This is a genomic window from Hymenobacter seoulensis (genome assembly GCF_054780535.1).
Map to the genome: position 1 here is coordinate 282,675 of NZ_BAAGWD010000003.1, position 12,314 is coordinate 294,988.

At 57.4% G+C, this 12,314-nt stretch carries 9 protein-coding genes; all 9 read left to right on the plus strand.

The window, feature by feature from the left end:
- Positions 1-103 precede the first annotated feature (103 nt).
- The 9 genes from ACYVHC_RS14815 to ACYVHC_RS14855 all read left to right on the plus strand — a co-directional run bounded on the left by ACYVHC_RS14815 (position 104) and on the right by ACYVHC_RS14855 (position 12,173).
- On the plus strand, positions 104-1,741 hold the full coding sequence (locus ACYVHC_RS14815) for a lipopolysaccharide biosynthesis protein (protein WP_460614544.1): 1,638 nt from the start codon (positions 104-106) through the stop codon (positions 1,739-1,741).
- A 2-nt stretch (positions 1,742-1,743) separates the two neighbouring features.
- Positions 1,744-2,898: a glycosyltransferase family 4 protein gene (locus ACYVHC_RS14820; protein ID WP_460614545.1), complete on the plus strand. Its 1,155-nt coding sequence runs from the start codon at positions 1,744-1,746 to the stop codon at positions 2,896-2,898.
- The gene (locus ACYVHC_RS14825) at positions 2,895-4,250 is read left to right on the plus strand and encodes an O-antigen ligase family protein (RefSeq protein WP_460614546.1); all 1,356 of its coding nucleotides are present in this window, start codon (positions 2,895-2,897) and stop codon (positions 4,248-4,250) included. Before ACYVHC_RS14820 ends, ACYVHC_RS14825 begins: the two co-directional genes overlap by 4 nt.
- Positions 4,234-5,256, plus strand: a complete 1,023-nt coding sequence (locus ACYVHC_RS14830; RefSeq protein WP_460614547.1) for a nucleotide-diphospho-sugar transferase — start codon at positions 4,234-4,236, stop codon at positions 5,254-5,256. Before ACYVHC_RS14825 ends, ACYVHC_RS14830 begins: the two co-directional genes overlap by 17 nt.
- Positions 5,253-6,560 carry a glycosyltransferase family 4 protein gene (locus ACYVHC_RS14835; RefSeq protein WP_460614548.1) on the plus strand — a complete coding sequence of 436 codons (1,308 nt, stop codon included), beginning with the start codon at positions 5,253-5,255 and terminating at the stop codon, positions 6,558-6,560. The genes ACYVHC_RS14830 and ACYVHC_RS14835 overlap by 4 nt, the downstream gene beginning before the upstream one ends.
- Before the next feature lie 67 nt (positions 6,561-6,627).
- Positions 6,628-7,467 carry a glycosyltransferase family 2 protein gene (locus tag ACYVHC_RS14840; protein WP_460614549.1) on the plus strand — a complete coding sequence of 280 codons (840 nt, stop codon included), beginning with the start codon at positions 6,628-6,630 and terminating at the stop codon, positions 7,465-7,467.
- Positions 7,468-7,518: 51 nt separating this feature from the next.
- Complete coding sequence (locus ACYVHC_RS14845) at positions 7,519-8,715, plus strand: hypothetical protein (RefSeq protein WP_460614550.1); 1,197 nt, start codon at positions 7,519-7,521, stop codon at positions 8,713-8,715.
- Between the two features lie 267 nt (positions 8,716-8,982).
- A complete protein-coding gene (locus ACYVHC_RS14850; protein ID WP_460614551.1) occupies positions 8,983-9,195 on the plus strand; it encodes a hypothetical protein in 213 nt (70 codons plus the stop codon).
- A gap of 173 nt (positions 9,196-9,368) precedes the next feature.
- Positions 9,369-12,173: an Ig-like domain-containing protein gene (locus ACYVHC_RS14855; protein ID WP_460614552.1), complete on the plus strand. Its 2,805-nt coding sequence runs from the start codon at positions 9,369-9,371 to the stop codon at positions 12,171-12,173.
- Positions 12,174-12,314 lie beyond the last annotated feature (141 nt).

The following is a 12,314-nucleotide window of genomic DNA, read 5'->3' on the forward strand; positions in this document are numbered from 1 at the left end:
TTAGTAAAGTCCCCGGTTGGCTGCCGGAACCGCTGGCAGCCAACCCGAAGGTTCCCGTCCTTGCTCTCTCGCCTGCTCTCACTCCTTTCTTTCCGGACGCCTTATGGCATCTTCTCCTTCGAATTTGACCACCGCCGCCGTTAATGGCGTTAAATGGACCACTACTGCTACTATAACTACCTCTCTTCTACAGATCGGCTACACGGCCACCATGGCGCGGCTGCTGAGTCCGGCAGCATTTGGGCTAGTAGCCTTGGCGGGTGTTATCCTTCGGTTTGGTGGCTATTTCGCCCAGATGGGCATGGAGCAGGCCATCATTCAGAAGCCTGAAATCACCCGCGCCGATATTCGGGCGGCCTTTACCTCTTCCGTGGCCCTAGGCATTCTGTTTGCCGGTATTCTGGCGTTGGGTGCCCCGCTGGCCGCCAGCATTGTGCGGCAGCCGGAGGTAGTGCCCGTGGTCCGCACTTTGGCCATTGGGCTTCTGCTCACGGGGTTTAATGCTACGGCGCTAAGCCTGCTGCGCCGCCGGATGCAGTTCCGGGCCCTGGCTATCATGGAGATAGTGTCATTTGTAGTCAGCTACGGCGTGTTTGGCATTGGGCTGGCGTTTCAGGGGTTTGGCGTCTGGAGCCTAGTAGCGGCTACCCTGGGCCATGGCGTGTTGCTTACCATTCTGAGCTACGGCGCCGTCCGGCATGATGTCCGGTTGCTGTTTGATTGGGAAACGTATCGGCCGCTGGTGGCTTATGGCAGCCGGATGTCGGCTATCAGCTTTCTGGAGTTTGTAACCGGCTCCCTCGATACACTCCTGATTGGCCGGTTGCTCGGGGCAGCAGCCCTAGGGATTTACAGCCGCGGCTGGATGCTGATTGGCTTGCCCGTGTACATGCTTACTACCAGTGTTTCGCGGGTAGTGTTCCCGTCTTTCAGCCAGGTTCAGTCTGACTTGCCGCGCCTTAAATCTGTGTATTTGAGCAGCATTACCCTCATTGCGGCCCTAGTAATTCCTATTTGTGCCGGGGCAGCAGTAGCAGCGCCCGAGATTGTGCAGGTAATGTTAGGCCCCAGTTGGGTGGCAGCCGTTCCCATCCTGCAGATTGTATGCGCTGCGTTTAGCCTGAGCATGGTTACGATGTTTGCCGGCGTGGTGTGCGATGCCACGGCTACGCTCACGCCCAAGCTCTGGCTTAACCTAGGCTACACCGTGCTGCTAACCGGCCTCTTTTTTGGGTTAAGCCGCTACGGCCTGCTAGGCGTGGCCTGGGCCGTGGTTATCGGGGAGGTTATCCGGACGGTGCTGTACCTGCTGTTGATGCGCCAGGTACTGGCCGTAACTGTGGCCGATGTACTGGGCTCTTATGTGCCGGGGATTTTGGCCGGAACCGTGGTGGCCGCTGGTATTGCCGGCCTGCGCTTCTTGGTGCCCACTGAGGCCGTGCCTTCGTTTGTGCTGTTGATGGCGGAAATAGCGGCCGGCGCGGTGCTGGTACTGGCCCTGGCCATTGGAGCACCGCCGGCTCGCCTGCGCAGCGTATTGCGCCGCCTGCTGGGGCGCTTGCACGAAGGCAGCTTTGCCACTGGGCGCCTGCATGAGCTACTGAGCATGTTCTCGGCGCGCCTAGCCCGCCTAGATGGCGAAATACTTGCCGGTGCGGCAGCGGTTGCTGAGGTAAACCGAGCTAGTAAGCTGCAGCCACGGGCGTCGTTGCTGCCTGATCCTGAAACTGAACTGGTATAGCTATGCGTGTTCTCTACGACCATCAGGCGTTTACGCTGCAGGATTTCGGAGGCGTATCGCGCTACCACCACGAGCTGCTTTCCCACGCCAACTGGCAAACGGAGCTGGCCGTGGCGCTCAGCAACAATCTGTACCTGCGCGACCGGCAGCATTCCAGCCACAGCACCTTTCTGCCCAACATTCCGCTGCCGGGCCGGTGGCGCGTCATGCGGTATTTCAACCGGCGGGCTTCAGTACAGGCGCTGCAGCGGGGCAAGTTTGATGTGTTTCATCCGACCCTCACAGATAGCGACTATTTCCTGGATCTGCTCGAAGACAAGCCCCTGGTTATCACCATTCATGATATGATTCAGGCGCTGTTTCCGCAGTACTATCCTACCCGCGACCATTCCATTCTGGAGCGGATTGCCAAGCGCGCCAACCACATCATTACCATATCGGAGCACACCCGTGCCGATGTGCTGCGCCTGCTGCCGGTAGCACCCGAGAAGGTATCGGTCATTTATCATGGCTATGCTGATCGGGAATACAGCACTGCCGGGCCAGAACTGGCCGTACCGGAGCGCTACATTCTGTTTACCGGCAGCCGGGCGCTGTACAAAAACTTTAGCTGCCTGGTAGAGGCCATGGCCTTGCTCTCACCCGCTATAGCCCAAAATCTGCACCTAGTGTGCGCCGGCGGCGGCGCCTTCACCCCCTCTGAAAAGGAACTACTTCAGAAACATGGCCTGAGTACCCGCGCCCATCAGTTTGGCCCCGTGTCTGATGCGCAGCTAAACAAGTTGTACCGCGATGCACAGGTATTTGTATTTCCCTCTGAGTACGAAGGCTTCGGACTTCCTATTCTGGAAGCCTACGGCCAGCAGTGCCCGGTGGTACTAAGCCATGCCTCGTGCTTTCCAGAAATTGCCCACGAGGCGGCTCTGTATTTCGAACTAAACCAGCCCGCCGAACTGGCGCAGCAGCTGGAGCGCGTCCTTTCTGACGCCGCTCTTCGCCAAGATTTGGTGCGCTTAGGCCAGTTGCGCCTGCTTGATTTCACGTGGCAGCATACTGCCCGGCGTACCCGGGAGGTGTATGAAGCCGTTTGCCAGCCGGTACCAGCCCTGGAGGCATCGGCGGCCGTGGCACCCTCTGTTTCTGCCCTTGAGCTATGAAAATCAACTTCCGCTTCCTGCATATTATCCCCATCCTGCTGATGCTGGTAACGGACCCGGCCTTCACCGAATTTGTGGTAGAAGACCCTGATTCGCCGCTCATCATTCAATTTGTTCTGGGGGTTACGGCGTTTTCCATGCTACTTACCGCACTCTTCTATCGGCGCCTAAGCAAAGTAATGCGCCGCTGGCTTTTTGTGGTGGTAGCAGCCATTGGCGCGTTGGTTTTGGAGTCGTACAACGAGTGGGGCACGTACCTGGTGTATCCGCACGTGTTCAACAAACTGCTGGTGCTGCTGCTCATTTTTGCCGCCTATGCGTATTACCGCCGCTACCCTTTGCCGGTCAGCTCCCTGATGGTGCTGTTGCTACTAGGCCTGCTGATCAACATAGCCGTCTATCATCCGGATGCCCTCAGCCTATCGGCATTTCTGGACAATGAGCGCGGGTTTAACGTAACCTCGGCGTATCTGCTGTTACTGCCAGCGCTGTATTATTTCAACCAGTACCTGAATAAAGGCGGATTGTTGCGGCTGGCGCTGTTTTTCACCATCCTGGCGTTTATTGTGTTTCTGCAGCACCGCACTGTGTGGCTTACCGCCGCCTTTGCCCTGGCCGTGAACATACTGCTGCTGGTGCTGGGCAGGGTAGAAGGCGTTCGGCTCAGTACGCATCGTATTCTGCCCATTTTCCTGATGCCCCTGATTGTAGGGTTGCTAGGGGGCGCCGCCGTGGTAATCGATAACCCGCAGGTGCTGCGCAAACTGGAAAAAAGCGTAAGCGACATTGAAAACGCCGATAAGCAGGGCACAGGCAGCTGGCGCCTGAAACAGTTCCAGTCCTACCAGTCGTACGTGGAGGAGTACCCGGTGCTGGGCATGCGGCTCGAGGGGTTTGAGCTGCCCGTGCAGTTTTACGGTGATGATAATGCCCCCATCTGGCCCGACCGCACCGGCCACCACTTCCACAGCTTTTACCTCGACCGCCTCTTTTACTTTGGGATAGTAGGCCTGTTGCTGGTGCTGGCGGTGCCCATCGTGCAGCTCTGGAAACGAATCCGTCAACCCACGCTCATGAGCCCGGTTACCGTGGCCTTCATTTGCTTTACCATTAGCTCCCTGCTCTACGGCGTTTCTTACGACTGGCCAACCTACCTCTACGGCCTGGTGGGCCTGACGCTGGCCTTGGCTTATCCGCTGGTAGTGCCAAGCGCTGCTCCTGCCCTGCACTGGAACACTACCCCTCCTGACGCTCCTAACCCTCTATCCTATCCTACGGCACCGGGTTTACCGAGCCGGGTAGGGCAACCCGCACCTGAAGCCCCCAACGCCGCGTATGCTACAGTCTCCTGAATCCTCTGTCAGCCAGGCACCGCTACAAACGGCCGTGCTCATGCTCATCTTCAACCGCCCCGATACCACCCGGCAGGTATTTGAGGCCGTACGCAAGGCCCAGCCGGCGCGGCTCTACATCGCCGCCGACGGCCCGCGTACCACCCACCCCGATGACCAGGCCCAGTGCGCGGCGGCCCGATCTATTGTAGCTGGCATTGACTGGCCCTGCGAGGTGTTCACGCTGTTCCGGACCACCAACCTGAACTGCGGCGTGGGGCCAGCCACGGCCCTCGACTGGTTTTTCAGCCACGAGGAAGAGGGCATTATTCTGGAAGATGACTGCGTACCGGCCGCGTCGTTTTTTCCCTTCTGTCAGGAGCTGCTCGCCCGCTACCGGCACGATACCCGCGTGATGCACATTGGAGGCAATAACTTCGGCCGCGAGGCCCAGCAGCCGCTCAGCGCCGACTCGCTCTCCTACTATTTCTCGCACCAGATCAACTCCTGGGGCTGGGCTACCTGGCGCCGGGCCTGGCAGCTGTTCGATTTCAACCTGAGCGGGTATCAGCAGTTGCTGGAGGAAGGCAAGCTCCACAAGGTGTTTAGCTCCTGGGCTGAAACCAAGTACCGCCTCAGCAAATTCGAGAGCATCCTGAGCCTGCCCCAGCCCTGTGATGTGTGGGACTACCAGTGGCACTACACCATTGTGGCCCACTCGGGCCTGGCCGTGGTACCGGCGGTGCATCTGGTTGAAAACATTGGGTTTGGCAACCACGGCACCCACACCATGGATGCCCAGGACAGCTACTTTGGCATTCCTACCACCGAAATAAAGTTTCCGCTCCGTCATCCGGAATTTGTGCTGGCTGACCAGCGCCGGGACACCCGGCGCTTTCAGGAATTCCTGCTCGGGCGCATTACCACCAAGGTGCGCCGCCTCGTTACCGGCTTCCGCCCGGCCTCGTCGGGGCCGGTACCGGCACCAGCTCCTGCTGCTCCCGTGCCCAACACTCAACTCGCATGAACATCCTGATATCGGCATACGCATGCAACCCAGTGAATGGCGGCGAAGCCGGAGGCGGCTTTCACTGGACTTGGCAAACCGCCCTGCACGGCCACCACGTGTGGTGCCTCACTACCCCCGAGGGCAAGACGGATGTAGAAGATTTCGTGGCCAAGCACGGCCATGAGCTTCCGGCGGCGCAGCTGCAGTTTATATATGTAGCGGTACCGGCGTGGGTGCAGTTCCTATACAGGTGGCAGTTTGGGGTGTATCTGCACTACCTGGTGTGGCAGTATCTAGCCTGGCGCCAGGCCCGCACCCTCAGCCAGCATGTATCGTTTGATTATGTGCACCATGCCACCTACGGCAGCCTACAAATGGGCTCCTGGATGTGGCGCCTGGGCAAACCGCTCATCTTTGGCCCAGTAGGCGGCGCCCAGAAGGCGCCCGTAGCATTCCGCTCCTTTATTCCGGACTGGTTTAAGACGGAAACCATGCGCAACGTCATCAGTTGGCTGCTGATGACCTTTGACCCTAACGTGCGCCAAACGCTACGCCATGCTACCCTTGTGCTGGCCGGCAACTCTGAAACGGCGGCTTTGGCCAAAAAGCTTGGCGCCCAGCGAATCGAGATGTTCGTTGACTCTGGCCTGCCGGAATCGTTTTTTCCGGCTGCTTTTCCGCAGCGGGAGCCGGGGCCCGTGCTGCGTTTGCTGTGGCTCGGTCGGCTTTTTCCGCGCAAAGGGCTCGTACTAGCTCTGGAGGCGCTTTCTCGGGTTGATACTCGCATCCCGTTTCACCTTACTATTATTGGCGACGGTCCGTTAGGGCCCCAGGTAAATGGCTGGATTGAGCGCTACGGCCTGGTTGACAACGTGACGTGGCGTGGCACGGTACCCTGGACGGAAGTAAAGGAGGCTTTCCTAGCTCATGATGCCTTCCTGTTCGGTAGCCTGCGCGACTCCTTTGCCTCCCAGTTCCTCGAAGCCATGGCTACCGGCCTGCCCATCATCACCCTCGACCACCAGGGCGCGCATGATTTCATTCCGGCTGCTGCCGGCATTAAAGTGCCCGTTACTACTCCCGATGCAGCTGCCAACGCCATGGCCCGGGCCGTCGAGTATCTCTACAACCACCCCGAAGAACGCCTAAATATGGGCCGGGCCGGCTACGAGTTTGCCCGCACCCAAACCTGGTCGGCCCGCAGTGAGCGGCTGCTGCAACGTGTTTCCTCCCTGCTTCACTCCGCCGTTACTAGGCCCGAGCGCCTCCACAACCTGCACGCTCATAGGCGGGCCGCCAAACCTTCGTCTACAGTAGCGTAGGCGAGCGGTTTCGGCTGTTTTGCCACCTAGGGCGCTTCCTCGAATTCTGCCAAGTAAGAAAACCATCATGCTCTACATCGTTATTCCCGTCTTCAATCGAAAAGAGTTTACCCGCGCCTGTCTGGAGTCGTTGCGGCAGCAAACCGCCCCCGACTTTAAGATAGTAGTAGTAGACGATGGCTCGACGGATGGCACCGGCCAGATGCTGCGCGACGAGTTTCCGGAGGTGCTGATTGAGGAGGGCGACGGCAATCTGTTCTGGACGGCCGGGGTAAACCTGGGCATCCGGCGCGCCATGGCGGAAGGCGCTACCCGCGTCATGACGCTTAACAACGATGTGATTACCGCCCCCGATTTTGTGGCCCAGATGCTGGCCTCGGCAGAACGCCACCCTACTGCGGTGCTGGGCGCGCTGGAGCTGGATGTAAACACAGGTAAACCCGTGTACGGCGGCGAAACCCTAGACTGGCGCACCAATACCCGCCGCGACCTGCTGGAAACACTACCCTCCGACCAGCGCCAAGGCCTGCACCCGGTTACCTACCTGCCGGGCCGCGGCTTACTTATTCCGCGCGTGGTGCTGGATACCATCGGTTTGTTTGATGAAAAACGCCTGCCCCACTACCTCGCCGATTTCGACTACACCAGCGTAGCTCGCCGGCATGGTTTCCCGGTATACTGCAACTACGATGCGCGCCTGAGCACCTACCCCGAGGAAAGTGGGCAGGAAATCACCCGCCGGCAGCGTAGCCTGCGTGGCTATTACCTGCACCTGTTCGGGATACGGGGCGGCGGTAACCTGCGCAACTTCACCCATTTCAGCCTCAAAAACTGTCCGCGCCCGTACCTGCCGTATTTTTTGCTTAATGGCTATGCCCGCCGGCTGGTAGGGTATTTCCTGCACTAGGCTCTCTGGCCGCCGCAACCGCCGCCCATACTGCTCTATTTCGTATCCGCTATGCCTATTTCTATCCTGCAGCTTATCGGTATCCTGGGTCTGCTTCTCACTAGTACCATGTGTACTACCCTACTGGGGAGCCAGGATGCCGTGCTGGTAATCAAGAAAGGAGGCACGTATTCCGGCGTCTACGAAAGCAATGACCCGCATAAGGCCTGCATCCGGATTGCGACCACGGAGCCTGTTGTGCTGGATGGCTGCGAGCTGCGCGGCCCGGGCCGCCTGATAGATGCTAGGGCTGGCTCTGCTTCCCTGACGGTGCGAAACTGCCGGGGGTTTGGCACCCAACCCAACCTAGACAACCGTGCCCGGGGCCGGTTCCTGGAAATGAATGATGGCATAAGCCTGCTGGCCGAAAACAACTACCTAGAACACACAGCCGGAATACTGGTGTACCGCTGGAGCGGCAACGGCACCCCTGACCAAACCATAACTGTGCGCTACAACGAGGCCAAGAACATTGATGGGCGCTACCGCAATGGCGGTGGCACCCACGTCAGCTTTTTGCAGCTCAATGAGGTGCACGGCATCGAGCATATTGATATTGGCTGGAATAAGGTAGTGAATGAGCCAAACAACAGCCTGGTAGAAGACAACATCAACATCCATAACTCATCGGGCACGCCCCGCAGCGCCCTCCGCGTGCACCACAACTACATTCAGGGTGCCTACCCGATGCCCGCCACCGCGGAGAAGTTCACTGGCTCCGGCATTACTGCCGACGGCGACGCCTCTTCTCCGCATACTACCACGGCGTATATGGAGGCCTTTCAGAACTACGTGGTAAGCACCTGCAACGCGGCCATGAATATTGCAGCAGGCCACCACAACGTATTTCACCACAACCGCATGATAACCAGCGGCCTGCTAGCTGATGGCACACGCCTACGGGCCACATATGCCGGCACTTCCATCTTCAACGGCTACAAAAAACCCACTACCGTCTTCTTCGGAAACCGGATTTCTGATAACACCATTGGGTTTGTGAGCTGGGGCCGCCAGGAGCCCGGCCCTGACCGCCACGACCTAAGCAATGGCAATTGCGCTGATTGCAGTAACACAACGCACTTGCCGGGCCCCATTACGCTGCAGCAAGAGCAACAGGAGCTGGCTGCCTGGCAGGCCCGGGTAAAGGAGCATGGCGTTTTTGTAGGGCCCGTGGCGCAATCAATTCCGCTTCGTTCTAGTGCGTTTTAACGACTTTTTTCAGAAGTAACCGCCTGACTAGCAAGCGACGGTAATTTTAAAATGCCCGAATTTTATACAAACGGCTTGTCAGCTACTGACAAGCCGTTTTTTTGTTGCCAGTGATATTAAAATATGATAATAGTACAATTGCGTTATTTGCAAGCATTCGTTGCATCTTCAATCATTTTTATACATTTGTAATGAACAACGGGTATCAATCTAGCACTTTTCAAAGTTTAGCATTGAGCAGGTTATTCTAAAATCCCCTTGATAGTCTTGTTTGACGACTTTCAGATTGGATCGAAGAAAGAACCGAACGTTCAGCGGACCGGCAAGGTCTCTGGTGGCTTAGAATGGAATGTGAAGATGGATAAACTGGTTAGCCACACGTTTTTAATGCTTAATGCCTACTATAAGGCAGGTAGTACCAAAAGCTTCGAGGTGTTGTTTGAGCTGCGCCAGGCGCCACGTGCACCGCTCAAACAGTAACGGTACTACTGCCGGCAATAAAAACCAAACGCTTACCAGCCAATAGCACTAATTTCATTCAAGCTCCAGGAGCGAATTGACTTACGGGATGTTCACAATTGACTTTCCGAAACAGTTTTTTCTTTTTAATGGCTCACAGAATGCAAAAAGCCCTCGGACCAAATTTTTTCCTGATGACTCCACGCAACCGCTCTGGCGCCCGCTTTCTGCCGCTTCCGGCAGTAGTGATGTTCCTGCTCAACCTAATTCCATCTTTCAGCCAGGCTCAGGGGCAATTCCCCACCGACATTACGTATTCTGCCCCTATTACCATTACCCAGGGCGGTACGTACACTGGCAACTTCCGCAGCAACGATTCGAACACGCCTTGTATTCGCATCCAAACCACCCAGCCCGTTATCATTAAGAACTGTGTTCTGGTAGGCGCTGGCGACCTGATTGACGCAAAAAACGGTGGTAGCAACCTTGTTATCACCGGCAACAAAGGCTACGGCATTCAGCAAAGCGTAGATAACCGCCGCCACGGCCGCTTCCTGGAGGTTAACTCCGGACGCTCGGTACGGGTTGAAAACAACTACTTTGAGCACACCTCGGGTATTGCTGCCTATCAGTGGAGCGGCGATGGGTCGGCTACTGGCACCCTGACCGTGCGCTACAACCAGGTAAAGAACATCGACGGCCGCTTCCGCAATGGCGGTGGCGAGTACGTACAGTTCTGCGGTCTGAACCAAGTACGCAACGTGGGCAACATTGACATTAGCTGGAACCAGGTAATCAATGAGCCAAACAAGAGCTTGGTAGAAGACAACATCAACTTCTATAACTCAAGCGGCACTCAGCAGAGCCCAGCCCGCGTTCATAACAACTTTGTAAAGGGCGCCTACCCCTACCCTGCCAACGGAACCAAGTTTACGGGTACGGGTATCACCACCGACGGTGACGGCTCTTCGGCTTCTACCACGGTAGCGTTCCTGAATGCCTTCGAGAACCAGTTCATTTCGACTTGCAACGCGGCAATGAACATTGCAGCCGGCCACGACATCAAGTTCTATAACAACCGCATGGTAACCAGCGGCCTGCTGCCCGACGGCACTCGCCTGAACGCAACCTACGCGGCTACTTCCATCTTCAATGCCTACCAGCAGCCCTCTAGCGTATACTATGGCAACTCGGTAAGCAACAACACCATCGGTTTTGTGAAGTGGGGCTACAACATCCCCTTCCCTGACCGCCATGACCTGAGCACTGGTAACTGCAGCAACTGCACCGGCACCAACCACTTGCCAAACCCCATTACCCTGGCAACGGAGGACAACGAGTTTGTGCTGTGGCAGCAGAAGCTGAAGCAGAGCGGCATCACTATTGGCGCTAGCGGCACCAACACAACTACTACCCCTACCACGACGACCAACCAGGCCCCCACGGTAAGCTTAGTAGCAGCTAAATCTTCGGTAACGGTGAACACCGCTCTGGCCCTGACGGCCACGGCAGCCGATGCTAACGGCTCAATAGCGAAAGTGGAGTTTTTCAACGGCTCGACCAAGCTGGGCGAACAGTTCGCGGCACCTTACGAGCTAAGCTGGACGCCTACGGCCACTGGCTCGGTATCGCTCACGGCCCGTGCCACGGATAACGCAGGTGCCACGACTACTTCGGCAGCAGTAGCCGTAACGGTGACCTCGGTTACTTCAACCACGCCTACTACTACTAGCCCGACTTCCTTCCCTGGTCCGGCTAACGCTACCTTCTTCCGGGGCATCAACATCAACGGCACAGCCCTAACGCTAGATGGCAAGGCTTGGGAAGCTTCGGCTGGCGCCCCAAACCTACAGGTAACTGGCACGAACTTCAGCAACACCGCTGTTGCCCTGAACCCCACTACGGACGCTACCCGCGCTAGCATGCTCAACAGTGCAGTAGGCGGTAGCACGGTCGGTGCAACGCTCTCGAACGTGGCTAACGGCACTTACAGCGTCTATACCTACATCTGGGAAGACAACGCGCCCGAGACGACCAACATCTTGGTTGAAGGCCAGACTGTGCGCTCGGGCTACAACACGGGCCAAGCGGGTCACTGGGAGCGTCTGGGTCCGTTCCAGGTAAACGTGACGGATGGCAACATCGTCATTGCTACGTCCGGCGGCCACCCCAACCTCTCGGGTGTGGAAGTGTGGAAACACACCACCACTACTACTACCAACCAGGCCCCGACGGTAAGCCTGGCTGCAGCTAGCTCCTCGGTAACGGTGAACACGGCCCTAGCCCTGACGGCGACGGCGGCTGACGCTAACGGCTCGGTAACGAAAGTGGAGTTCTTCAATGGCTCAACTAAGCTAGGCGAAGACCTAACGGCACCTTACCAGCTAAGCTGGACGCCTACGGCCACTGGCTCGGTATCGCTCACGGCCCGTGCCACGGATAACGCAGGTGCCACGACTACTTCGGCAGCAGTAGCCGTAACGGTAAACCCGGCAGCTACTACCTCAACTTCGTTCCCTGGTCCGGCTAATGCTACCTTCTTCCGGGGCATCAACATCAACGGCACAGCCTTAACGCTAGATGGCAACGCTTGGGAAGCTTCGGCTGGCGCCCCAAACCTACAGGTAACTGGCATGGCCTTCAGCAACGCCGCTGTTGCCCTGAATCCTACCACCGATGCCACGCGGGCCAGCATGCTCAGCCGTGCAGTGGGTGGTACTACAGTAGGTGCGACGCTTTCGAACGTAGCTAACGGCACCTACAGCGTTTACACTTACATCTGGGAAGATAACGGCCCGGAAACGACCAACATCTTGGTAGAAGGCCAGACCGTGCGCTCAGGCTACAACACCGGCCAAGCGGGCCACTGGGAGCGTCTGGGTCCGTTCCAGGTAAACGTGACGGATGGCAACATCGTCATCTCTACCTCGGGTGGCCACCCCAACCTCTCGGGTGTGGAAGTATGGAAGCACAATACCATAACGACTGCCAGCAACTAAGCAGTGGCTAGCAGCCTGACTACCGCTAACGACTCGACCACGCTCGGCTAATCACCACCCTTGATCCGAAGCGCTACTGAACAGATCTAGATCTGGTTCAGTCGCAAAATAACTTCTGCTTAACGGGGGCACTAGCCTTCC

Coding starts and splice junctions, on each gene's coding strand:
- ACYVHC_RS14815 (WP_460614544.1), top strand. CDS start 104: ATGGCATCTTCTCCTTCGAATTTGACCACCGCCGCCGTTAATGGCGTT.
- ACYVHC_RS14845 (WP_460614550.1), top strand. CDS start 7,519: ATGCCTATTTCTATCCTGCAGCTTATCGGTATCCTGGGTCTGCTTCTC.
- ACYVHC_RS14835 (WP_460614548.1), top strand. CDS start 5,253: ATGAACATCCTGATATCGGCATACGCATGCAACCCAGTGAATGGCGGC.
- ACYVHC_RS14820 (WP_460614545.1), top strand. CDS start 1,744: ATGCGTGTTCTCTACGACCATCAGGCGTTTACGCTGCAGGATTTCGGA.
- ACYVHC_RS14840 (WP_460614549.1), top strand. CDS start 6,628: ATGCTCTACATCGTTATTCCCGTCTTCAATCGAAAAGAGTTTACCCGC.
- ACYVHC_RS14855 (WP_460614552.1), top strand. CDS start 9,369: ATGACTCCACGCAACCGCTCTGGCGCCCGCTTTCTGCCGCTTCCGGCA.
- ACYVHC_RS14825 (WP_460614546.1), top strand. CDS start 2,895: ATGAAAATCAACTTCCGCTTCCTGCATATTATCCCCATCCTGCTGATG.
- ACYVHC_RS14830 (WP_460614547.1), top strand. CDS start 4,234: ATGCTACAGTCTCCTGAATCCTCTGTCAGCCAGGCACCGCTACAAACG.